The organism is Alysiella filiformis (genome assembly GCF_014054525.1).
Taxonomy (GTDB): Bacteria; Pseudomonadota; Gammaproteobacteria; order Burkholderiales; family Neisseriaceae; genus Simonsiella; species Simonsiella filiformis.
This window is the reverse complement of the sequence record NZ_CP059564.1, coordinates 756,523-779,785: the sequence shown is the minus strand read 5'-3', so window position 1 is coordinate 779,785 and position 23,263 is coordinate 756,523. Positions and strand designations below refer to the sequence as shown.

At 46.2% G+C, this 23,263-nt stretch carries 19 protein-coding genes and 3 tRNA genes; 16 read left to right on the top strand and 6 right to left on the bottom strand.

Annotated elements, in window-relative coordinates:
* Position 1: 1 nt before the first annotated feature.
* The 4 genes from H3L97_RS03785 to H3L97_RS12010 all read right to left on the bottom strand — a co-directional run bounded on the left by H3L97_RS03785 (position 2) and on the right by H3L97_RS12010 (position 3,082).
* Entirely contained in the window at positions 2-991 is a 990-nt protein-coding gene (locus tag H3L97_RS03785; protein WP_097115276.1) for a glucokinase, read from the bottom strand.
* The gene (pgl, locus tag H3L97_RS03780) at positions 972-1,670 is read right to left on the bottom strand and encodes a 6-phosphogluconolactonase (protein WP_097115267.1); all 699 of its coding nucleotides are present in this window, start codon (positions 1,668-1,670) and stop codon (positions 972-974) included. The genes H3L97_RS03785 and pgl overlap by 20 nt, the downstream gene beginning before the upstream one ends.
* A gap of 284 nt (positions 1,671-1,954) precedes the next feature.
* On the bottom strand, positions 1,955-2,866 hold the full coding sequence (galU, locus tag H3L97_RS03775) for a UTP--glucose-1-phosphate uridylyltransferase GalU (protein ID WP_097115269.1): 912 nt from the start codon (positions 2,864-2,866) through the stop codon (positions 1,955-1,957).
* Positions 2,867-2,950: 84 nt separating this feature from the next.
* A complete protein-coding gene (locus H3L97_RS12010) occupies positions 2,951-3,082 on the bottom strand; it encodes a hypothetical protein (protein WP_257011045.1) in 132 nt (43 codons plus the stop codon).
* A 144-nt stretch (positions 3,083-3,226) separates the two neighbouring features.
* Here H3L97_RS12010 and tpx point away from each other — a divergent pair, with 144 nt between their 5' ends.
* The 9 genes from tpx (at position 3,227) to H3L97_RS03730 (ending at position 12,498) form a co-directional block, all read left to right on the top strand.
* A complete protein-coding gene (gene tpx / locus H3L97_RS03770) occupies positions 3,227-3,724 on the top strand; it encodes a thiol peroxidase (protein ID WP_097115271.1) in 498 nt (165 codons plus the stop codon).
* Positions 3,725-3,894: 170 nt separating this feature from the next.
* A tRNA-Pro gene (locus tag H3L97_RS03765) sits at positions 3,895-3,972 on the top strand.
* Between the two features lie 40 nt (positions 3,973-4,012).
* A tRNA-Arg gene (locus H3L97_RS03760) sits at positions 4,013-4,089 on the top strand.
* Between the two features lie 9 nt (positions 4,090-4,098).
* Positions 4,099-4,175, top strand: a tRNA-His gene (locus H3L97_RS03755).
* Complete coding sequence (locus H3L97_RS03750) at positions 4,148-4,342, top strand: hypothetical protein (RefSeq protein WP_143269221.1); 195 nt, start codon at positions 4,148-4,150, stop codon at positions 4,340-4,342. The genes H3L97_RS03755 and H3L97_RS03750 overlap by 28 nt, the downstream gene beginning before the upstream one ends.
* Before the next feature lie 45 nt (positions 4,343-4,387).
* Complete coding sequence (ubiM, locus tag H3L97_RS03745) at positions 4,388-5,566, top strand: 5-demethoxyubiquinol-8 5-hydroxylase UbiM (RefSeq protein ID WP_097115273.1); 1,179 nt, start codon at positions 4,388-4,390, stop codon at positions 5,564-5,566.
* A gap of 118 nt (positions 5,567-5,684) precedes the next feature.
* Complete coding sequence (locus H3L97_RS03740) at positions 5,685-6,152, top strand: SEL1-like repeat protein (RefSeq protein WP_097115274.1); 468 nt, start codon at positions 5,685-5,687, stop codon at positions 6,150-6,152.
* A gap of 1,483 nt (positions 6,153-7,635) precedes the next feature.
* Positions 7,636-10,137, top strand: coding sequence for a hypothetical protein (locus tag H3L97_RS03735; protein WP_179655918.1), 2,502 nt, complete (start codon positions 7,636-7,638; stop codon positions 10,135-10,137).
* A gap of 831 nt (positions 10,138-10,968) precedes the next feature.
* Positions 10,969-12,498 (top strand): porin family protein, encoded by a 1,530-nt coding sequence (locus H3L97_RS03730; protein ID WP_179655917.1) that lies wholly within the window; start codon positions 10,969-10,971, stop codon positions 12,496-12,498.
* 142 nt (positions 12,499-12,640) lie between these two features.
* Here the strand turns inward: H3L97_RS03730 and H3L97_RS03725 are convergent.
* Both H3L97_RS03725 and efp read right to left on the bottom strand, forming a co-directional pair.
* Positions 12,641-13,488 (bottom strand): IS630 family transposase gene (locus H3L97_RS03725; protein WP_182073065.1). Its coding sequence is split into 2 segments (ribosomal slippage): positions 12,641-13,173 and positions 13,173-13,488, totalling 849 coding nucleotides; the frame shifts between segments, so codons are not numbered across the junction.
* A gap of 299 nt (positions 13,489-13,787) precedes the next feature.
* A complete protein-coding gene (gene efp, locus H3L97_RS03720) occupies positions 13,788-14,348 on the bottom strand; it encodes an elongation factor P (RefSeq protein WP_097115152.1) in 561 nt (186 codons plus the stop codon).
* A 212-nt stretch (positions 14,349-14,560) separates the two neighbouring features.
* Here efp and lpxA point away from each other — a divergent pair, with 212 nt between their 5' ends.
* The 7 genes from lpxA (at position 14,561) to coaD (ending at position 22,885) form a co-directional block, all read left to right on the top strand.
* Complete coding sequence (lpxA, locus tag H3L97_RS03715) at positions 14,561-15,337, top strand: acyl-ACP--UDP-N-acetylglucosamine O-acyltransferase (RefSeq protein WP_097115151.1); 777 nt, start codon at positions 14,561-14,563, stop codon at positions 15,335-15,337.
* A 90-nt stretch (positions 15,338-15,427) separates the two neighbouring features.
* Positions 15,428-16,225: a hypothetical protein gene (locus H3L97_RS03710; protein ID WP_097115150.1), complete on the top strand. Its 798-nt coding sequence runs from the start codon at positions 15,428-15,430 to the stop codon at positions 16,223-16,225.
* A gap of 267 nt (positions 16,226-16,492) precedes the next feature.
* Positions 16,493-17,839, top strand: coding sequence for an RIP metalloprotease RseP (gene rseP, locus H3L97_RS03705; RefSeq protein WP_179655903.1), 1,347 nt, complete (start codon positions 16,493-16,495; stop codon positions 17,837-17,839).
* Between the two features lie 68 nt (positions 17,840-17,907).
* The gene (gene bamA / locus H3L97_RS03700; protein WP_097115149.1) at positions 17,908-20,454 is read left to right on the top strand and encodes an outer membrane protein assembly factor BamA; all 2,547 of its coding nucleotides are present in this window, start codon (positions 17,908-17,910) and stop codon (positions 20,452-20,454) included.
* 17 nt (positions 20,455-20,471) lie between these two features.
* The gene (locus tag H3L97_RS03695) at positions 20,472-20,984 is read left to right on the top strand and encodes an OmpH/Skp family outer membrane protein (RefSeq protein ID WP_097115148.1); all 513 of its coding nucleotides are present in this window, start codon (positions 20,472-20,474) and stop codon (positions 20,982-20,984) included.
* A gap of 297 nt (positions 20,985-21,281) precedes the next feature.
* Positions 21,282-22,313 carry a UDP-3-O-(3-hydroxymyristoyl)glucosamine N-acyltransferase gene (gene lpxD / locus H3L97_RS03690; protein ID WP_097115147.1) on the top strand — a complete coding sequence of 344 codons (1,032 nt, stop codon included), beginning with the start codon at positions 21,282-21,284 and terminating at the stop codon, positions 22,311-22,313.
* A gap of 65 nt (positions 22,314-22,378) precedes the next feature.
* The gene (gene coaD / locus H3L97_RS03685; RefSeq protein WP_097115146.1) at positions 22,379-22,885 is read left to right on the top strand and encodes a pantetheine-phosphate adenylyltransferase; all 507 of its coding nucleotides are present in this window, start codon (positions 22,379-22,381) and stop codon (positions 22,883-22,885) included.
* Positions 22,886-23,263: the final 378 nt, after the last annotated feature.

Sequence of the window (23,263 nt, the reverse complement as noted above, 5' to 3'; positions counted from 1 at the left end):
ATTAACGTGGCAAATGATTGTCCAAAGCCACCGCCGCGCCCGTCAAACCAGGGTATTTGCTCAACACCACATACACAGGAATCGCTGCCAAATACGCATCAAAACGCCCCTTGTTTTCAAAACGGCTGCGGAATGGCGATTCTTTAAAATAATCAATGAAACGCGGAATAATGCCACCACACAAATACACCCCACCGCGCGCGCCCAAAGTCAAAGCCAAATTGGATGCAACCGTACCCAACATCGCGCTGAAAATGTCCAAAGTCAAACGGCAAAGGGGCGATGTGCCGCTCAAAGCGCGGTCGCTGATTTCGGCTGGGGTCAATTTTTGGCGTTTCACGCCCTCGCGTTCTGCCAGCGCGTCATAAATCAGCACCAAGCCTGCGCCGCTCAAAAAGCGTTCGGCGGAAACGTGCCCAAATTTCTTTTTCGCATATTGCCAAATCATCACTTCCGTGTCGTCAAATGGCGGAAAGCTGACGTGTCCACCCTCGCCTGCCAACGCCACCCAGCCCGATGGCGATGAAACCAAACCGCTTACGCCCAAGCCCGTTCCCGGACCAATGACGGCTTTTGGCGCATTTTCAATCGCTTGTGAACCGCCAATTTGAATCAACTCATCGCTTTTCGCTTGGGTGATTGCCAATGCTTGCGCGGTAAAATCATTGATGAACAACAAAGTTTCCAATTTCAAGGCTTGGCGCGTGGTTTCAATGGAAAACGCCCAATGGTGGTTGGTCATTTGCAACCAATCGCCAATCACAGGGTTGGCAATCGCCACGGCAGCGTGTTTGATTTCGGGATTGCCTGCGCGTTTTAAAAATTCTTTTGCCGCGTCCACAATCGTGTCATAATCGTTGCAAGGCAAAACTTCAATATTTTCAATAACCTGATGTGAAGTTTCCAAAGCAAAACGGGCATTGGTGCCGCCAATATCCGCCACCAAACGGGGGTAGCTGCCTGAAATCGGTTTAGTTGTTATAGAAGACATTTGCATTGACCTTTTCTGAATTTAACACATAACTGATTGGATATTCTTGTGATTTTTTGAGCAGTGCCTGTTCGTAAACCGCCTTTTTCTCCGCCCCTGCAATCGCCAAATACACAAAAGGCGTGGCTTCAATCGCCGCCAAAGTCATGGAAATGCGCTCGTGTGGCGCGGTAACGGGCGTGGTGTGAATGAGCGTTTGGGGATAATCGGCACGAATCGCATCATCAAATTGCGGTGCTTGTGGGAAAATGCTGGCGGTGTGTCCGTCTGCGCCCATGCCCAAAACCAGCACATCGGGCTGAACATAATTTTGCAATGCAAATTCAATGGCTTGATTGATGTTTTTCAGGCTGCCTTCATCGGCATGGTCGGCAATCATGGGCAAATATTTTGCGGCAGATGCTTGATTTTGCAACAAATGTTGTCGCACCAAACCCGTGTTGCTGTCGGCATGGCTGGTGGGGACAACGCGCTCATCAACCAAAGCAATCTGAACCCGCGCCCAATCCAAATCCTGTTGATTGAGTGCCTGAAAAAACGCAATCGGCGATTTGCCCCCCGACACGGCAAGCGTGGCATGGGCTTGTTTTTCCAGCGTATCGCGCAAATTTTGGGCAACCGCCAATGCCAATTTTTCGGCAGATTGGGCGGCATTTTCCGTTTGAATGAATGTTGGCATAAAAATAACTCTCTGTTTGTTAAGATATTTGATTTTCAGGCAGCCTGAAATTTTTGCAAAACCCACTATTAAACTGACGTAGGGGCGGATTTCATATCCGCCCTTTTTTCAATTTATTGATAAAATGAAAATTTCTGAAATCCCCAACGGGGCAGATATGAAATCTGCCCCTACGAACCGAGTTTTGCAAAAGTTTTAGCCTGAAATGAATAACAGCCCTATTTTGACACAAAAAAGCTGCCTGAAAAACGCCAAAATGTTTTTCAGGCAGCTTTTTTTGTGATTTATTTTTTGGATTTGGCGGATTTGGGTTCAGCCGATTGCGCGTATTTTTGCACCAACTGGGCAAATTGCGCGGCGGTTTCAGGGTGTTTCAAACCAAAGGCGAGCGTGGCTTCCAAATAGCCGATTTTGCTGCCACAATCGTAGCGTATCCCATCAAAAGCGTGTGCCAAAACAGGCTCATACTCCAACAATTTGGCAATGCCGTCAGTCAGTTGGATTTCGTTGCCTGCGCCGCGCCCAACCGTTTCCAGCAATTCAAAAATGCGCGGCGTGAGAATATAACGCCCCACCACCGCCAAATTAGAAGGCGCATTTTCGGGTTTCGGCTTTTCCACAATGCTTTGAATGCGTTGAAATTGTTGCCATGGCGACACCTCCACAATACCATAAGAGCCAGTTTCTTCGGGCAAAACGGTTTCCACACCCAACACGCTGCTGCCTGTTTTTTCATAATTTTCAATCATTTGTTTTAATGCACCTTTGGGCGCATCAATCAAATCATCGGCAAGCAACACCGCAAATGGCTCATCGCCAATCGCCGCTTGGGCGCACAACACCGCGTGTCCCAAGCCCAAAGCCTCCGCTTGGCGAATGTACAGGCAGGTAACGTGGTGGGGCAAAATGTTTTGGACGTGCGCCAACAATTTGTCTTTTTGACGCAAAGCCAATTCGGTTTCCAGCTCATAGGCTTTATCAAAATGGTCTTCAATGCTGCGTTTGCTGCGCCCTGTTACAAAAATGATTTCGGTACAGCCCGCGTCAATCGCCTCTTCAACTGCATATTGAATCAAAGGTTTATCCACAATCGGCAGCATTTCTTTCGGTGTGGATTTGGTTGCAGGCAAAAAGCGCGTTCCCATGCCCGCCACAGGAAAAACGGCTTTGCGGATTTTTCGGTGTTGATTTGCCATGATGTTTCCTTAAACAAAAATATGCCGCGATTTTAACAAATTACACGCCATTACGTTGAAAATATTTTCAGGCAGCCTGAAACCTCAAATTTTACACGCACCGCCCACGCAATTATCGTCTTCGGCAGCAGCGTCCACGCCATTTTCCACCACCACACCGTCAAATTGTTGAAACAGATTGTCCAAATTGTCCAAATCCAAATCGTTTTCGTCCATGATTTCAGTCCTTCCATTGGGTAAAACGCCCATTTTAAGCCAAATTTGCCTTTTCAGGCAGCCTGAACATCATCTCTTTTCAAAAACCAAGAATATCGTTATATTTATCAAAATTTTTTTGTAACCGAATTGGGAGAACCAAACATGGCTCAAATCACACTGGCAGGCAATGCCGTTGAATTGGCAGGACAATTTCCACAAAAAGGCGACACCATTGCCGATTTCGTATTGGTGGGCAACGATTTGGCAGACGTCAAATTAAGCGATTTTGCAGGCAAACGCAAAATTTTGAACATTTTTCCCAGCGTGGACACAGGCATTTGCGCCACTTCCGTGCGCGTGTTCAACGAAAAAGCCAGCCAATTAAACAACACCGTGGTATTGTGCATTTCAGGCGATTTGCCCTTTGCCCAAGCACGCTTTTGCGGCGCAGAAGGCTTGAACAATGTGAAAACCGCCTCCGCATTCCGCAACCGCGATTTTGCCCAACAAATTGGCGTGGCAATGGTTTCAGGCGCATTGGCAGGCTTAACCGCACGCTCTGTGATTGTGTTGGACGAAAACAACCGCGTTTTGCACAGCGAGCTGGTTCCCGAAATCAAACAAGAGCCGAATTATGAAGCGGCTTTGGCGGTTTTGTAAAAACTTGTGTTCGTAAGATTGAAATGGGGTTGTTGGGGAGCGTTCAATGACCGCAGCAGCCCCATTTCAAAAAATAAATCAAAATAAAAACAAACACATTCAAAAATACCCACACAAAACCCTTGACCCAATTTTCAAGTTTCCATATAATGCAAATCTTTCAAGCCAGTCGGGGCGTAGCGCAGTCCGGTTAGCGCACCTGCTTTGGGAGCAGGGGGTCGTGAGTTCGAATCCCACCGCCCCGACCACACTTGAAAACACACAAATTCATCACGTCCAGATTAGTATGCGCCCGTAGCTCAACTGGATAGAGCACCGACCTTCTAAGTCGGGGGTTACGGGTTCGATTCCTGTCGGGCGTGCCAAGTTTTATGGTGGTTGTAGCTCAGTTGGTTAGAGCATCGGATTGTGATTCCGAGGGTCGTGGGTTCGAGTCCCATCTGCCACCCCAATAGAAAAAACCGCATTGTTTTACGCAATGCGGTTTTTTGCATTTCAACCCGCGCCACACAATACACCACCACCCCAAAAGCGTGGGTGTGGCGGCGCAACGCCACGTTTGCGATGGCAAAAAAACCGCAATTCTGTGCTGAAATTTCGCTTTTTCAGGCTGCCTGAAATATAATGTCGCTTATTTTTCATTGAACAAAAGGCTGTGGCAACATGGATACGGATATTTTGATTGTGGGCGCAGGTCCTGCTGGCTTGGCATTTGCGCGTCAGTTTAAAAACAGTCGCTTACGCATTACGATGATTGAAAAAGCACCATTGGAAAGCATACAAAACCCCGCCTACGATGGTCGTGAAATTGCCCTTACCCACCGTTCGCGTGAAATCATGCAAAATTTGGGTATGTGGCAACGCATTCCTGAAAATGAAATTTACCGCCTGCGCGATGCCAAAGTGTACAACGGTACTTCCGATTACACGCTGCATTTTCCCCAACCCAGCCAAGCGCGTGGCGGCAAAACCGACCGCTTGGGCAATTTGATTGCCAATCATCATATTCGCCGTGCCGCTTACGAAGAAGTGGCGCAAATGCACAATGTTACCCTGCGCTGTGGCGTGGGCGTGAAACACGTTGAAACCAACGCCCAACGCGCTTTGGTGCAACTGGACAATGGCGAAACGCTCACCGCCAAATTGCTGATTGCTGCCGACAGCCGAATGTCGCAAACACGCCGACAACTGGGCATTGCGGCTGATATGCACGATTTTGGTCGCACCGTGATTGTGTTTCGCACCAAACACACAATCTCCAATCAACACACCGCCAGCGAATGCTTTTTCTACGGTCGCACACTCGCGCTTTTGCCTTTGGAAGAACATTTGACCAACTGCGTGATTACCATCAGCAACACCAAAGCCCACGAATTGCTGGATTTGCCCCACGAACAGCTCGCCAAAGAAGCCGAAAAAATGCTGGGCGGCAAATTGGGCGAAATGGAAATGGCAGGCAGCGTACACAGCTATCCGCTTATGGGCGTTCACGCCAAGCGTTTTTGTGGCACGCGCTGCGCTTTGATTGGCGACGCGGCGGTGGGCATGCACCCCGTTACCGCTCATGGCTACAATTTAGGCTTGGAAAGCACCGATATTTTGTCTCAACAAATCTTGCAAGCCGATTCGCGCGGTAAAGACATCGGCAGCAGCGATGTGCTGGAAATGTACAATATCAAACACCAACTGCACACGCGCCCTTTGTATCACGGCACCAATGCGATGGTAACGTTTTTCACCACCGAAAACGCCCCAACCAAATTGTTGCGCGATGCCGTTTTGCGCGTGAGCAACAATTTACCGCCACTCAAAAAATTGATTAGCAAGCAATTAACGGGTTAAAGCCGCTTTCAGGCTGCCTTGCACCGCCCAATACATTGTCTTTGCCGTTTCAGGCAGCGTTCAAAATGACGCAGGGCAAACCAAGGCAGCCTGAACCCCTTGGGCAACGGAATCCATCATGCCATTAAGTTCAGAATTTATCGCCGCGCGACACGCTCACGCACTGGGCAAAACCGCCGAAGCATTCACGCACTACCACCAAGGCGCACAACAAGGCAAAGCCGACTGTTTCGCGCCCTTGGCACATTGCTACGCCCAAGCCACAGGCACCGAAGAAGACGTGGCAAACGCCCTGCATTGGTACAAAAAAGCCTTCAAACACAACCCACAAAGCGAAATTTGCAACCACATCGCCGAACTCTATTTGCGCTGGCGCAACAGCAAGCAAGCCATTTATTGGTGGCAAAAAGCCATCAACTTGGGCGACAAAACCGCCCTGCTCAACTACGCGCGACACCTATCACACAAACAAAGCAGCAAAGCCGAACTCACGGTCAGCAAACTGCTGCACCAAATGCTTGCCGACACCCATTTAAACGACCAACAAATGCGCGAAGTGCTGGATTTGATTCGCCAATTAAGTTAATGCACATTCAAACCCCACGAAAATAAAAGGTTAATCCGCTTGTTATCCCAAACTCGCATTAAAATAGCATGAACTCGGGGTAAGTAACTGTAAATGCACCAACAAACCAGCCCTCTCTCCCTTTAGGAAAGCGTTGGATAAAGGGTTTACCGAACAGCACACCCTCTCCCCAGCCCTCTCCCACAGGGAAAGGGAGCAAAGTTACTTAAATTTATCAATCACTTTTATCCCAAACTGAAACTTTTGCAAAACTCAATTCGTAGGGGCAGATTTCATATCTGCCCTGTTTAAACTTGCAGAAATTTTTATTTTTATCAATACAAAATGAAACACCATGTAGGGTGCAACTTGTTGCACCCTACACTTGTCCTATTTTGAAATGCATGAAACCTAAATTGAAAAGGGGCGGATATAAAATCCGCCCCTACATCAATTTAAAAGTGGGTTTTGCACAGGTTTCAAACTCGCATTAAAATAACATGAACTCGGGGTAAGTAACTGTAAATCCACCAACAAACCAACCCTCTCTCCCTTTGGGAGAGAGTTGGAGAGAGGGTTTATTAAACAGCACACTCTCTTTTATCCCCAACTCGCATTAAAATAACGTGAACTCGGGGTAAGTAACTGTAAATGCACCAACAAACCAGCCCTCTCTCCCTTTGGGAAAGCGTTGGATAAAGGGTTTACCGAACAGCACACCCTCTCCCCAGCCCTCTCCCACAGGGAAAGGGAGCAAAGTTACTTAAATTTATCAATCACTTTTATCCCAAACTGAAACTTTTACAAAACTCAATTCGTAGGGGCAGATTTCATATCTGCCCTGTTTAAACTTGCAGAAATTTTTATTTTTATCAATACAAAATGAAACACCATGTAGGGTGCAACTTGTTGCACCAAATCCATGTTTTATCAGGAAAATGGTGCAACAAGTTGCACCCTACACTTGTCCTATTTTGAAATGCATGAAACCTAAATTGAAAAGGGGCGGATATAAAATCCGCCCCTACATCAATTTAAAAATGGGTTTTGCACAGGTTTCAAACTCGCATTAAAATAGCATGAACTCGGGGTAAGTAACTGTAAATGCACCAACAAACCAGCTCTCTCCCTTTGGGAAAGCGTTGGAGAGAGGGGTTACCGAACAGCACCCCCTCTCCCACTCTGATGGGGGAAGGTTAGGGTGGGTGCGGCTCGTTAGGTTTCCAATCCCCCAAAAATGTGTGCCAAAACGCAACACCCACCCCACACCACCCACAATTAAGCGTAAAAGCGATTGACAAAACCAAGACAATTATTAACAATAACACCCATATTTCAACAGGCACCCCCACGCAAAGCCCACGCTTTGCCAGCTTATTGAAAATAAAGCAGTAAACAACCAAGCCCCATTTTGGGGCAAACAAGTTGAGCAAAACCCAAAATTTTGCCCAACATCAAATTTCAAATGTTTATTTCCATTTTTTTATCATTAAGGAATAACCCCATGAAAAAACAAGACTTGTTTAAATTCAGCTTAACAGCCGTATGCTTGGCAGTATTGTCTGCTTGCGGTAGCAGTGGCGGTGGCAAACCCACCATCACCACTACCCCAACCACCAGCAGCACTGCCGCACAAGACGCAGCAGCCAAAGCCGCTGCCGAAAAAGCAGCCGCAGAAAAAGCCGCTGCCGAAGCCAAAGCTGCTGCTGAAAAAGCAGCCCAAGACGCAGCCGCAAAAGCAGCTGCCGATAAAGCCGCCAAAGATTTAGCCGCAGCACAAAAAGCAGCAGCAGACGCACAAAAAGCCGCAGCCGATGCACAAGCAGCAGCCGCAGCAGCAGCCAAAAAAGCCGCCGATGATTTGGCAGCCGCAAAAGCCGCAGCCCAAAAAGCCCAAGACGAAGCCGTGAAAAAAGCCGCTGAAGAAGCAGCCAAAAAAGCATTGGCAGACAAAGAAGTCGCAGACAAAGCCGCAGCCGAAAAAGCCGCAGCAGAAGCAGCCGCCAAAAAAGCAGCAGAAGAAGCCGCACAAGCTGCCAAAGCTGCTGACAAAACCCCCAACCCATTTGGCAACAAAGACCAATTGACTGCTGAACCTTACACAACTGGCAATGAATCATTTGTGGGCATCAAACAAACCGTAAAAGTGAACTCCAACTTGGCAACCAACACATCTGAAGCCAAAGACAGCACTTCTGACGTGCCAACACCCATGACCGTGCAAAACCCACACCCCAGCTTGGACACCATTGTAGTGGCAGAACCACGCAACGATGCCAAAGCCGCGCGTGTGTATTTGGAAGATTTTGATACTCGTTTTTTAAGCAAGCGTCCAACTGGAGTAAATATTGATGGCGCTGCAGCTACTGCTAATCAAGGCAATCGTGAATTGGCAAATATCTATAAAACAGAATTAACCAATGGCATGCCAAAAGATTTTAATGCAGAGACAGAAGCAAAACGCAAAGAGTTAATTTCTGCATCTAAAAATGCAACAACTGCTGCTGAACAAGCACAACAAGCGTACAATGCTATCGTTCAAGAAATGAAAGACATTAAAGATAAAGTTGATGCAGTAGATAGGGCAATGGATGCTGCTTTAGCAGAGTATAAAAAGACTAATCCAACTGCAACACAATTACCACCTTCTGAAACAGCTGGATACAAACTTCAGTTAGATACTTTATATGCAAAACAGTCAGCTTTAAATGGAAAAGAGGCTGAGGCAAAACAAACATTACATTCCGCTACATCTGCAAAAGATAAAGCTGCCGCTACATTACGTTTATTTGAAGATGAAAACGGTACAACACCAACAGCTCAACAAACTACTAGAACAAAACTATTAGGTTCAGAATATGTTGAAACAAAAACTAACACCATTGGTACTCAAACGGGTGGTGTTTGGATTTTCGGTTTAGAAGATGTTCATATTAAACATCAAAACTTTACTGAATATGGTAAAGATGCAGCACAAAATCCCAATACCGTTAAAAATGGCTATGTTTATCAAGGTAAAGACATTAATGGCAATATTCTTGTAAAAGGTTATTCCGTTAAACCTGTTACTTTTGCAGGAACAGCTCCTACAGAGCAAGAAAAAATTAATGGTCGTACATTAGATAAAACAGTAGCAGAAGTTTATGGCTATCGTTCACAAGCTCGTAATAATAATGGAGATGGTTTTGAAAGTCCATTGGATGTTATGGATTATAGTAGTACACCTAATTCTCTTAAACAGGATAAATCAGGTAACCCCTATCCATTACCATATAATAACTTACCTTTAGTAAATGATTACTATGGTGCAAGATTACACAATGTACAATATGGTCGTGTTACCTCTGCATTGAATGGCTATGCTGCAACCGAAGACTACCTTAAAAAAGGTGTGGATATGGGGGGTAATGTACCCACTTATGTAGCCAGCTTTGGTGAATATGGTACAAAGGGTACTGAAAACCATTACTTCTATCGTGGTATCAACAACGTTGGCTCAGAAGAATTGAAAGCCCTGAAAAAAGATACCCAAAATGGCATCATCACTTATGCAGGTCATGCTGTGGCTTATGGTTTGAACAACAACTACCGTGGCGATGTGGCTATCCCAACCGCAATTGGTGCGAAAGCGGGCTTTGTTAGTGGTAACCACGCTGCATTGACTGTAAACTTGGCTAATGGCGAAGTAATAGGCAACATTCACAATAAATGGTATGACAGCGTAAATTCGCCAACTGCATTGCTCCCAGTTAAATTGGTTGAATTTAAAGGTGTGATTGCTGATAACGGTAACATTGCTGGTACAGCAACGCGCGTTGATAACCAATCAACTGGTGTATTCGGTGCAACCTTGTTCGGTAAAGGTCAAGAAGTGGGTGGTTCATTCGCATCTGAAAACCACAAAGATGGTAAATGGGGCGGTGTATTTGGCGGTATCCGTCAAGCAGACCCTGTGAAAGCAGCAAAAGAAGCTGGCATGTCAGTTGGTACCGATGGTAAAAACTAATCCCATCATGCAATTGGCTTAATCAGCTAATTCAACAGAAACTTGGCGAAACACACACCATGGTGTTTTGCCAAGTTTTTGTTCAAATGTTTTGTTAGGGTAAATGGTTTTTGCCCAAAATCCATTTGCCATGGCAAAATGCAGTATGAAACCTTTGTAAAACTGCGGACATTTTTAACGCTGGAATGACGACAGCCGACCTACGCCTGCTCGGGTTCGGATGTGGGGTGGCTCATTGGATTTCTAACCCCCACCCCAACCCTCCCCCTTGCATAGGGGGAGGGGGTAAATGGCTGGCAACACCACCAATTTCAGGCTGCCTGAAACCTATCCACTCCCACGCTGGCGGGGGAGGGTTAGGGTGGGGGTGGCACCTTGGGTTTCTAACCCCCACCCCAGCCCTCCCCCTTGCATAGGGGGAGGGGGTAAATGGCTGGCAACACCACAAATTTCAGGCTACCTGAAACTTATCCCCTCCCACGCTGGTGGGGGAGGGTTAGGGTGGGGGTGGCTCGTTGAGTTTCTAACCCCCACCCCAGCCCTCCCCTTGCATAGGGGGAGGGGGTAAATGGCTGGCAACACCACAAATTTCAGGCTGCCTGAAACTTATCCCCTCCCCTGCTGGCGGGGGAGGGTTAGGGTGGGGGTGGCTCGTTGAGTTTCTAGGGGTAAATGGTGCAACAAGCTGCACCCTACATGGATACAAATTGCATTTCAGGCAGCCCACACGCAAAAACAAGGATTCCCCATAAATTATTGTGTGTTCCAACACACTTGCCCATCAACCCATTAGACAAGGAAAGCCTATGTTTCAAACAAAAAGGAATTTTGATGAATAAACTCGCAAAATGGCTGATGTTCACATTGAGCATTTGTGCGGCATTGGCACATGGCAGCGACAAACTGCCTGAAATGCCCGAAGCCCCAGTTCTCAATAGCGACATCATCTCCCAACGCAAGCAAGAGCGCGAACAAGCCGAAAGTTTGCGTCCCAAACAAGATGATTTGTTGCGCCAAACCCAACTCAAACAAGCAGATGACGGCAGCCCCAAGCCACCTGCCAATTTGAGTGATGAAGAATTGTTGGCACAACCACAAATTTTGGAAAAATTGTTGGTTATCAATCTGTTGAGTACAAATGTGCGGAATTTGGAACATTTGTCGCAACTTTATGTCAAAACCAATAATCCCGACCCTTCATTGCTGGACTGGGCGCAAGCGGCTTTGCTGGTAAACAAAAATTTGAAACAAGCGATTCGGGCGTATCGCAGCCTATCGGCAAGATTCCCCAATAACACGTTTATTCGTTTTCAGCTTGCTGCTTTGCTTTACCAAAATCAGGAATTTGAAGCAGCCAAATCGCAATTTGAAAAATTGCGCGCTGCCGATAATATGGGTGCGGAAGAAATTGCCACTTTTGACCAATATTTGCAAGCCATTGCCAACAAAGAACAATGGAACTTTTCATTGGACGGCAATTTTTTGCGTGATAAAAACATGACCGAATTGGCAGACACTGGTACACAAATGGTGTTGGACAACGGTGGCGTTATCACACAAAGCACGCCCAAAGAATCGGGTTCAGGTATTGGTTGGAATTTGGGTGCTTCGCGCCAATGGTCGTTTGACAAGGGTCGTTTCTCTTCATTTGACAGCAGCATTTCTCATAAATATTATTGGAATAATAAAAAATTCAATGAGTTGGGAATTTATGCTTCAGCAGGTTATGGCTATGCCGATGCGCGTACGCGCGTGCAAATTGCGCCTTATTTCTACAAACGCTTGTATGCTGGCGGTATGAACAACAATGAGGGCGAAAAACCCAAATTGCATTCTTACACCGACACTTTGGGCGTGAGCTTGTCGTCAATGTATTGGATGACACCCAAATTGCGCGGCACGGTCAGCTACTCGTTTGGTAAAGACCGTTACAGCGATGACGCGCTCAATGCGCGTAACCGCAGTAGCTCGCATTCTTTGGGTGGCAGCATGATGTATTTGCGCAATCCAAAACAATATTTTGGTGTGGGCTTGGACATCAGTAAACGCAATGCGGTTACTGAAAGCAACAGCTACAAACGCCCTTCTGCTCGTGTATTTTGGGGTCAGGAGTGGGTTGGCGGTATCAGCACCAATTTGTCGTTTAATGTGGCAAAACGTCAATATGATGGCACGCATTTTGTGGGTCTTCGCCAAGAGAATAAGGAATACAATACTTCTTTAACTGTTTGGCATAAGGCTTTGCATTTTAAAGGCTTTACCCCCAAGCTGAATGTGAACTGGCACAGAACCAAGAGCAATATCCCGATTTATTCATACCGAAAAAACCAAGCGTTTATTCAGGTTGAAAAATCGTTCTAAATCAAAAACCACCGATGGCATTTTGTGTTGTCGGTGGTTTTTTGTGGCTGCCTGAAACCTTGGCAAAACTCAATTCGTAGGGGCAGATTTCATATCTGCCCTGTTTAAACTTGCAGAAATTTTTATTTTTATCAATATATAGTCAGTTAAAATAAGAATAGGACACTAACGTATCAGTAAAATGCCTTCCACTAGGTAAAATGGCTCGCATATATCTCTTGATGTTTGCCCATGTCCGTTCTATGGGATTAAGCTCTGGTGAATAAGGTGCAAGCGGCAAGATTTTATGCCCCCATTTGTGCGCCATTTCACGCAAAATACCCATACGATGAAATCGTGCATTATCCAAAATAATGACAGATTTTTTATTTAAAATAGGCAATAAACATTGCTCAAACCATGTTTCAAAAAAAGCACTGGTCATTGTGTTTTGATAAATCATAGGGGCAATCAGTTTGTTGCCGACTTGTGCGGCAACAAGCGATAAGCGTTGGTACTTTTTACCACTGATTTGGGCTTTGATGACCTGCCCCTTTGGGCTACGCGCATAAGGACGAAATAAGTAAGTATCAAATCCCGTTTCATCCAAATAAACACGCTGATAGTCAAAAAATTCAGCCAGTTGATTTAAATAATCTTTTACTTTATTTGGGTCTTGTTCTTTGTATGTGGTGGTCTTTTTTTACGCGTGATACCCATTCTTTTGAGTGCATAAAAAATGGCTGATTTTGAACAATTAAAATGTTCAGCTATTTCATGCAAATAAGCATCAGGGTGTTGTTGTATATGTTCAGCCAATTTTTGGCTGTTCAATTTATTGGCATTTTGCCCCTTTACTTGATGATTTAAGCTGCCTGTTTGCGCTTTCAAGCGTATCCATAGGTAAAGCGTATTTCTGGATATTTGGTAAGCTTGGGCGACTTTACTGATATTTTTGCATTGTTCATAATAGCTTAATGCTTTATTTCGCAGTTCTGTTGAATGTGCCATTTTTTAATCCTAAAAATTAGGGTATTGTACTATTTTATTTTGAATTGACTATAAAATGAAACACCATGTAGGGTGCAACTTGTTGCACCAAATCCATGTTTTATAAGGAAAATGGTGCAACAAGTTGCACCCTACACTTGTCCTATTTTGAAATGCTTGAAACCTAAATTGAAAAGGGGCGGATATAAAATCCGCACCTACATCAATTTAAAAGTGGGTTTTGCACAGGTTTCAGCCTGAAATTTTGCTCATGAAAAAAGGCGGGTATGAAACCCGCCCGATATTTGGTTTAAGGCAAATTAAGCGCGTTTGCGGAATTCGCCTGTGCGCGTGTCAATTTCAATTTTGTCGCCGTTTTCAACGTAAGACATCACTTGAATTTCGGTGCCGCCTACCAAACGTGCGGTTTTCATGACTTTGCCCGAAGTGTCGCCTTTTACGGCTGGCTCGGTGTATTCCACTTCGCGTACGATGATGGTGGGCAATTCCACTGAAATGGGGTTGCCTTCGTAGAAGGTTACTTCGCAATCGTCTTCCATGCCATCTACGATGAATTTGAGTGCATCGCCAATGTTTTCGGCTTCAATTTCGTATTGGTTGAACTCTTCGTCCATAAACACGTACATGGGGTCGGCAAAGTAGCTGTATTTGCAGTTTTTGCGCGCCAAAACAATCACGTCAAATTTGTCATCGGCTTTAACGATGGTTTCAGACGCTGCGCCTGTGAGCAGGTTTTTCAGTTTCATGGAAACTTTGGCTGAGCTGCGTCCGCCTTTGATGTATTCGGTTTTTTGCACAACCATGGGGTCGTTGCCAATCATAAACACGTTGCCTGCGCGGAGTTCTTGTGCGGTTTTCATAAAATAAACGCTTTCAAAAATCAAGATTAAACAAAACGCGCGATTTTATCTTAATTTTTTGTTTTGATAAAGTTTGTGCTGCAATAAATTCGTTGCTGATGGGTGGAAAATGGGATTTTTTCGCATTCAGGCTGCCTGAAAACACTTTTTGGCACAAAAATATTGCATAATTGCCCTTTCATCGTTTTCAGGCAGCCTGAAAGGACTTTCCCATGACTTTAATTCACCCCACCGCCATCATCGACCCCAAAGCGCAATTAGACAGCAGCGTGCAAGTGGGCGCGTATTCCATCATCGGCGCAAACGTGCAAATTGGCGCAAACACGCGCATTGGCGCACACGTTGTGATTGAAGGACACACCACCATTGGCGAAGACAACCACATTTTCCAATTTGCCAGCTTGGGCGCACAGCCGCAAGACAAAAAATACCGCGATGAACCCACCCAACTCATCATCGGCAACCGCAACACCATACGCGAATTCACCACTTTCAACACAGGCACGGTAACGGGCATAGGGCAAACCCGTTTGGGCGATGACAACTGGATTATGGCATATTGCCATTTGGCGCACGATTGCGTGGTGGGCAACCACACCATTTTTGCCAACAACGCCAGCTTGGCAGGACACGTTGAAATTGGCGATTATGTGGTTTTGGGTGGCTACACTTTGGTGTTTCAATTTTGCCGCATTGGGGCGTATGCCATGACCGCATTTGCGACTGGCGTACACAAAGACGTGCCGCCCTATTTCATGGCATCGGGCTACCGCGCCGAACCTGCTGGACTCAACAGCGAAGGCATGAGACGCAACGGCTTTACCGCCGAACAAATCGCCAATGTCAAAAATGCCTATAAAGACATTTATTTGCGCGATTTGTCGCTGGACGAAGCCAAAAATCTCATCAACCAACACGCTGAAAACCACAGCGAATTGCAAATTTTGCGCGATTTTTTAACCGATTCCAAACGCGGCATCATTCGCTGAAAAACACGTTTCAGGCAGCCTTGCGCCATTTTGCCAAGCTGCCTGAAACAAACATCTTGACAAACAACAATAAAAATAATGGGTTAAACAATGGACAACACCATTCAATTACTCAACAAATCCCAACGCCAATCTTTGGGCGATGGCTTAAATTGGCTCAATCAATCATGGCATTTGCTGAAAACCCGTTTTGGCAAATGGTTGCTTGTTGGCACAATTTTTTTGTTGCTCAATATTGCGGTAAGTTGGATTTTGGGATTTTTGGCACAATTATCGGGCGTGTCATGGATTTTTGATTTGATAGACAGCGTGTTTGACACATTTATGGTTGCAGGTTTGATTTTAGCCATTGCCTCACACGCTGAAAATGGCGATTTTGAGATTGCCGATATGTTTTCAGGCTTTCAGTTGCCAGTTCAAAAGATGATTGTTGTGGCGTTGATAATGCATCTGCCCATTTTGTTGGCAAACCTGTTTGCAATAGAACAACTGCCTTTATCTATCAAATGGTTGTTGCATTTATTGTCGTATGTGATGTGGTTTATGTTGCCATTGGTGGCTTTGCATGGGCTTGAACCGCTTTCGGCTTTAAAAATGAGCATTTCAGGCAGCCTGAAAAACATTTTGCCAGCATTGGGGTTTGTGATTTTGATGTCTTTTGTGTTTGGCGGTTTCATGTTGGGATTGGTATTCATATTGATGTTGCTGCTTGGCACAAACGGAATCACAATGAACAGCATAAACCCATTGGCAACAGAACAATCGGCAACAGCATCATTGTTGATGATTTTGATTTTTTATTTTCCCTTTTTATTGATGATGTTGTTTGTATTGATGTCGGTTTATTTTTCCTACCGCAATATTTGGACAAACTCGCCATTGAAATAAAATCCATCATGGTGCAATGTGTTGTACATGATGTAAACTCGGGATAAGGAACTGCAAATGTGCCAACAAACCAGCCCTCTCTCTCTATGAGAAAGCCTGAAACCTTTGCGAAACCCCAAAGCAGTTGCATTGCTTTGGGGTTTCGCAAAGGTTTCATTCTGTAAAGGCGCGTTTGCAATCAATCTGCTACAATCGCGCTTTTACTCTTTGCCATTGTCATTTGATTGCATGGCGTTTTATTTTAACAGACTGATTATGTTGTCGTTTATTCAAACCGTACTCGCCTTTTTGGTGGCGATTTTGTTGTTGGTGAGCCTGCACGAATTGGGTCATTTATTGGTGGCGCGTTGGTGTGGGATTAAAGTGTTGCGTTTTTCGGTGGGATTTGGCAAGCCGTTTTACACCAAAGTTTGGCGCAATATTGAATGGTCGCTTGCCCCCATTCCGCTTGGCGGCTATGTGAAAATGGTGGACACGCGCGAAGGCAAAGTTGCCGAAGCCGATTTGCCCTATGCCTTTGATAAACAACACCCTTTAAAACGCATTGCCGTGGTGGTGGCAGGGCCTTTGGTCAATTTGGTTTTGGCGATTGTTTTGTATTTTGTGGCATTTGGCGTGGGTGGGGTAACCGAAATCCGCCCTTATGTTGGCACGGTGCAAACGCCCTCTATTGCCAGCAAAGCGGGTTTTCAGGCTGGCGACAAAATCTTGCGCGTCAATGGCGTGTCGGTCAATAATTTTGCAGACGCGCAAACCGAAATCATCTTGAATTTGGAATCGGGCAAAGTGCTGGTGGACGTGGAAACCACCACAGGCAGCACCGCCCAACGCATCATTGACGCAAAAGGCAGCAGCGAAGCCGAAAACGTTGCCAAACGCCAAGCCAGCTTGGGCATATCGCCCATGAAACACAGCGAAATCATCGGTTTTGTTGCACCAAACAGCCCTGCCGAAAAAGCAGGTTTACAGGCAGGCGACCAAATCACCGTGATGCTCCATCAAAACGTTACATGGCAAGAATGGTCAAAAATCGTGCGCGAAAACGCAGGGCGCAATTTGCCCATTACCTATGTGCGTAATGGGGTCAGCCACACCAGTACTTTGCGTCCCGAGCCTGTTGAATTGCCCGACCGCAGCCAAATTGTGGGGCGCGTGGGTTTGGCAGCGCAGGCAGACCAAGCGTGGGCAGCCCAAGTGCGCCACCACTACACCCCCACATTAAGCCAAGCATGGCAACTGGGTTGGGAAAAAACCCATCACTATGCAGCCTTAACCTTGGGCTTTTTTGGTAAATTGATTATGGGGCAAGCCTCGTTGAGCCACATTTCAGGGCCGCTTACCATTGCCGATGTGGCAGGGCAAACGGTGCAAATTGGCTGGCAGCCTTATGTGGAATTTTTGGCTTTGGTGAGCATCAGTTTGGGCGTGATGAATTTGCTGCCTGTACCCATGTTGGACGGTGGTCATTTGGTTTATTACACTTGGGAGCTGATTCGCGGCAAACCATTGAGCCAACGCGCCCAAGAATGGGGTTTGCGCATGGGTGCAACGTTGATGTTGATGATGATGTTGTTGGCGTTTTTCAATGACATTACGCGATTGTTTTTGGGATAACCTTTCAGGCAGCCTGAAAAGCAGACACCGTTTTCAAATTAAATCAAAAACTGTTTTTGGATAAAACTATGGATTTCAAAAAAATTACCGCATCGTTAATTGCATTGGGCATCATCAGCCCTGCTTTTGCCGAAGATTTCCGCATCAGTGATTTTCGCATTGAAGGCGAACAGCACACATCAGAAGCCACCGTGCGTTCGCTGCTGCCTGTTAAAGTGGGCGACACCTACACCGAACAAACAGGCGAAGACATCATTCGCAGCCTTCATGCAAGCGGTTTTTACGAAAACGTGCTGCTGGAACAAAACGGCAATACACTCATCATCACCGTAAGCGAACGCCCCGTGATTAGCAGCGTGAGCATTGACGGTGCAAAAGTTTTGCCCAACGATGCCATTTTAAAACAAATGGCAAGCATGAAAGGCGGCGCAGCCACCAAAGATTCCGAACTGATTGTGCAAGGACGCGACAACCACAGCCACGATGAAAAATTAGCCGATTACGAATCAGGCAGCAATTACAACACCAGTGCCGCGTTGGCATCAACAGGCTTGGCAAAAGGCGACTTTTTCAGCCAAGAAGCCTTACAACGCGCATTGCAAGCCTTGCACGGCGCATATCAAGAGCAGGGCAAACAAGGCGTGAAAATCACGCCCGAAGTGCAACCTTTGGCGCAAAATCGCGTTGCCATCAAAATCACGGTTGATGAAGGCACCACCACGCGCGTTAAAGAAATTGACTTTGTGGGCAACGAAGTCTTTTCCGACCGCAAATTGGCAAATCAAATTGGTTTAACCGATGGCACCATGGTTTCTTGGCTGACCAAGAGCAACGTGTTTTCTTGGGAAAAATTTTCGCAAGACAAAGCCCGTTTGGAAGGTTTTTACCATCGCAAAGGCTATTTTGATGCCAAAGTGGATTTTGACGGTGTAAACCGCGAACCGCTCAACGAAGAAAAAACACGCGAAAAAATCACCATTACCGTTTACGAAGGCAAAAAATACCATTGGGGCGACATCAACTTGGTGGGCGACACCAAAGATGTGCCAAAAGAACAATTATTGAAACACCTGAAAAAACTCAAAAAAGGCAAATTGAGCGACAATGCCGCCCTACAAACGGCTTTGGGCAACATTCGTTTGGATTTACAGGCAGCAGGCTATGCCTATGCCAATGTGGACGCCAAAGCCATTCACAAAGACGATGGCACGCTGGACATCAACATTGAGCTTGCACCAGGGGCGCGTATTGCCGTGCGTGAAATCAACATCACAGGCAACAACAAAACCCGCGATGAAGTGATACGCCGCGAATTGCGCCAAATGGAAAGTGCCACTTACGACCAGAAAAAAATCAACCGTTCGCGCCAACGTTTGAATCAGTTGGGTTATTTTGACAATGTGGAATTGCTCGCCAAACCCACCGCCAACAACGACCAACAGGTTGATTTGGACGTGGCGGTGGCAGAACGCTCCACAGGCAGCATCAACGTTTCCGCAGGTTGGTCGCAAGACGATGGCTTGGTGGTATCGGGCGGTGTGGCGCAGGACAATGTATTTGGTACGGGCAAATCGGCATCGGTAAGCGTATCGCGCAGTAAAGTGAACCAAAATGCCAACTTGTCGTTTATCGACCCTTATTTCACACCCGATGGCGTGAGCATGTCATACAGCTTGTTTGGCAGCAATTACAATCCCTACAAATCCAACAGCAGCCCACGCAGCTACAAAATCACACGTTATGGCGGTCAAGTGATGATGGGCATTCCCATTACGGAATACGACCGCATCAACATGGGCTTGGGTGCGGAAAATCTGAAAATTGGTTTGTATCCCCAATCGCCTGTGCGCTATCAGCGTTTTGTGCAAGAAAATGGCGACCGCAACTGGATTTACAAAGGCATGGCAAGTTGGTATCGCAACACCACAGACGATGCCTATTGGCCCACAAGTGGCTACCAAACCAGCCTGACTGCCGATGCGGGTTTGCCTGGTAGCGGCATTCAATATTATCAATTGGGACATCAAAACACTTGGTATTTCCCCATTACCACGCGCTTGACGCTGATGTTGAACGGTCAAATTGGTTACAGTGGCAAATACGGTAAAACCAAAGAATTGCCGTTTTTGTACGCGCAATCGGGTGGTGGTTTGGGTTCGGTGCGCGGTTTTGAAAGCGGCACTTTGGGCCCGAAATTTTACGATACCACTTGCTACACCAACAGCTCTGGCACCGAAAACTGTTATGCCAACAGCGTGGAAAGCTATGGCGGTAATTTTGCTGCCAATGCCAATGCGGAATTGCTGTTCCCCTTCCCTGGCATGAAAGACAGCCGCAGCGTGCGTTTGAGCCTGTTTGCTGATGCAGGCAGCGTGTGGGACAACAAAACCTACAACAGTGGCAATTACAGCAGCACCAATTTGAACGGCACCAATGGTTTTTATGAAAACACGCATAAATCTACCTTCAAAAATGAATTGCGCTACTCAACTGGCGCGGCTTTGACGTGGATTTCGCCCATGGGTCCGATTAAATTGAGCTATGCTTACCCATTGAAGAAAAAAGACAAAGACCAAATCCAACGTTTCCAATTCCAATTGGGTACGGTATTTTGATAAAAGGGACATGACTTATGTTTAATTTTCACAAATTATTGCGTCAATCGGCGATTGTGTTTGCCGTTTCAGGCAGCCTGAACGCCACCGCGTTTGCCGAAAACATGAAATTTGGTTATGTTCATGCCGAACGCCTGTACAGCCAATCCAAAACTGCACAAGGCATTGAATTGACTTTAAAAAAAGAATTTGCCAAGCAGCAAAAGCAGTTGTCTGATTTGCAAGCCAAAGTGGTGCAGTTGCAACAAACTTTGTCTTCGGGCAAATTGAAAGGTCAGCAAGCCATTGAAACGGAACGTAAACTTCAAGAGGCGATGTATGAACACCGTTTGGCGTTGAATCGTTATTTGGAAGAATACAATTTCCGCCGTTCGGAAGAATTTGCCGCGCTGCAAAACCGCGCCAATGAAGTGATTGAAAATTTGGCGCAACAGGAAAAATACGATTTGATTGTGCAAGAAGCGGTGTTTGTGAATTTGCAATACGACATCACCGACCGCGTGATTCAGTTGCTGGACAGCCAAAAATGAGATTCAGGCTGCCTTAGGGGCTAATGACAATTCGTTTCGCGATTGTTTTTTCATCAAAATCGCCAACTTCTGCGTCAAAAATACTCGCCAATGGGTGGCATTGACTCGCATTTTTTCCTTGAATTTGACAGCGAAGCGGTGTTTGCCTGAAAAACCAACTTCGCGCCCAAATTGTCATTAGCCCCTACGGTATGCGACAAAAATAAAATGGGACACCATGTGGGGCGCAACAAGTTTGTGTCCTACACCTGTTCTATTTTTGAATGAATTGAATGTAAAATCATCTGGAAAATCAATATGTTTACCCTATCGCAAATCGTTGAAAAATTGGGTGGACAATGGCGTGGCGATGATGTTGCCATTCGCGCCGTTGCGCCAGCCGCCAAAGCGCAAAGCCATGAAATCACATTTTTGGCAAACCCCAAATACAAGCAAGATGTGCACGACAGCGCAGCAGGCGCAATCATTGTTGCCGAAAAAAATGCCGATTTGTTTCCACAACGCAATTTGATTGTGGTGGCTGACCCTTATTTGTATTTTGCGCAAGTGGCGCGGCTGTTTTATCCGATTGTGGCGGCAAAGGCGGGCGTACACCCCACCGCCGTGATTGAGCCGAGTGCAACCGTTCCTGCAAGCTGTGAAATTGGCGCACACGTTTACATTGGTGCCAATGCGGTGTTGGGCGAGCGTTGCCGCATTTTGGCAAACACGGTGGTGGAACACGATTGTGTTTTGGGCGATGAAACGGTGTTGCACCCCAATGTAACCATTTACCACGGCTGCAAATTGGGCAAACGTGTGGAAATCCATTCAGGCAGCGTGATTGGCGCAGACGGTTTTGGTTTGGCGTTCACGGGCAAAGATTGGTTCAAAATCCCACAAACGGGCGCAGTGCATTTGGGCGATGACGTGGAAGTGGGCGCAAACACCACCATAGACCGTGGCGCAATGTCCGACACGGTGGTGGGCAAAGGCACGAAAATTGACAATTTAATCCAATTGGCGCACAACTGCCAAGTGGGCGAACACACCGTGATTGCGGCAATGACGGGCATTTCAGGCAGCACCAAAATTGGCAGCTATTGCGTGATTGGCGGTGGCGTTGGCACGGTGGGACACATTGAAATTGCCGACAAAACCCACATTGGTGGCGGCACCAACATCACGCACAGCGTCAATGAAAGCGGTCAGCACATTGCCAGCATTTTCCCCATGTTGCCCTACAAAGAATGGGCGCGAAACGCGGTTCACATCAAAAATTTGAACGAAATGCACAAACGCATTAAAGAACTTGAAAAACAAATTGCTGAATTAAATTCAGAAAAATAATTGAAAAAATGAAAAAGCTGCCCATTTTCAGGCAGCTTTTGCTTTGAAAACAAAACGGAACACCCATGACCCCCATTCCCCTGCGCCGTGCTGTGTATGCAGGCAGCTTTGACCCGCCCACCAATGGGCATTTGTGGATGATTGCCGAGGCGCAAAATCTGTTTGATGAATTGATTGTTGCCATTGGCATCAATCCTGAAAAGAAGAGTACCTACACCGTGGCGCAACGCAAACAAATGTTGCAAGCGATGATTGCGCCTTATCCCAATGTGCGCGTGGCTTCTTTTGAAAATCAATTTTTGGTCAATTATGCCAACAGTGTGCAAGCCCGTTTTATTGTGCGCGGCATTCGTTCCAATTCCGATTATGAATATGAACGTGCCATTCGCCACATCAATGCCGATTTGCAGCCGAATATTCAAACGGTTTTTTTGATGCCGCCGCGTGAAATCACCGAAATTTCTTCTACCATGGTTAAGGGTTTGATTGGGGTGGACGGCTGGCAACAGGTGGTCAGCCGCTATGTGCCGCCTGCGGTGCATCGTTTGATGTTGCAGACGCATTTGTCGTAAATTCAGGCAGCCTGAAACCTTTGCAAAACTCAGTTCATAGGGGCAAATTTCACATCTGTCCTGTTTAGAATTGCAGAAATTTTTATTTTTATCAATAACGTGAACTCGGGATAAGTAACTGTCAATTTGCCAACAAACCTGCCCTCTCTCCCTATGGGAGAGAGTTGGAGAGAGGGCTTGTTGAGCAGCATACCCTCTCCCCAGCCCTCTCCCACAGGGAGAGGGAGCAAAGTGACTTAAATTTATCAATCACTTTTATCCCGAAATCGCGTTATCAGTAAATTGAAAAAAGGGCGGATATGAAATCCGCCCCTACATCAATCTTAATAAAATGAGTCAAGGTTTCAGGCTGCCTTTCCGTACACGACACCAAAAACC

Coding starts and splice junctions, on each gene's coding strand:
- H3L97_RS03785 (WP_097115276.1), bottom strand. CDS start 991: ATGTCTTCTATAACAACTAAACCGATTTCAGGCAGCTACCCCCGTTTG.
- pgl (WP_097115267.1), bottom strand. CDS start 1,670: ATGCCAACATTCATTCAAACGGAAAATGCCGCCCAATCTGCCGAAAAA.
- galU (WP_097115269.1), bottom strand. CDS start 2,866: ATGGCAAATCAACACCGAAAAATCCGCAAAGCCGTTTTTCCTGTGGCG.
- H3L97_RS12010 (WP_257011045.1), bottom strand. CDS start 3,082: ATGGACGAAAACGATTTGGATTTGGACAATTTGGACAATCTGTTTCAA.
- tpx (WP_097115271.1), top strand. CDS start 3,227: ATGGCTCAAATCACACTGGCAGGCAATGCCGTTGAATTGGCAGGACAA.
- ubiM (WP_097115273.1), top strand. CDS start 4,388: ATGGATACGGATATTTTGATTGTGGGCGCAGGTCCTGCTGGCTTGGCA.
- H3L97_RS03740 (WP_097115274.1), top strand. CDS start 5,685: ATGCCATTAAGTTCAGAATTTATCGCCGCGCGACACGCTCACGCACTG.
- H3L97_RS03735 (WP_179655918.1), top strand. CDS start 7,636: ATGAAAAAACAAGACTTGTTTAAATTCAGCTTAACAGCCGTATGCTTG.
- H3L97_RS03730 (WP_179655917.1), top strand. CDS start 10,969: ATGAATAAACTCGCAAAATGGCTGATGTTCACATTGAGCATTTGTGCG.
- efp (WP_097115152.1), bottom strand. CDS start 14,348: ATGAAAACCGCACAAGAACTCCGCGCAGGCAACGTGTTTATGATTGGC.
- lpxA (WP_097115151.1), top strand. CDS start 14,561: ATGACTTTAATTCACCCCACCGCCATCATCGACCCCAAAGCGCAATTA.
- H3L97_RS03710 (WP_097115150.1), top strand. CDS start 15,428: ATGGACAACACCATTCAATTACTCAACAAATCCCAACGCCAATCTTTG.
- bamA (WP_097115149.1), top strand. CDS start 17,908: ATGGATTTCAAAAAAATTACCGCATCGTTAATTGCATTGGGCATCATC.
- H3L97_RS03695 (WP_097115148.1), top strand. CDS start 20,472: ATGTTTAATTTTCACAAATTATTGCGTCAATCGGCGATTGTGTTTGCC.
- lpxD (WP_097115147.1), top strand. CDS start 21,282: ATGTTTACCCTATCGCAAATCGTTGAAAAATTGGGTGGACAATGGCGT.
- coaD (WP_097115146.1), top strand. CDS start 22,379: ATGACCCCCATTCCCCTGCGCCGTGCTGTGTATGCAGGCAGCTTTGAC.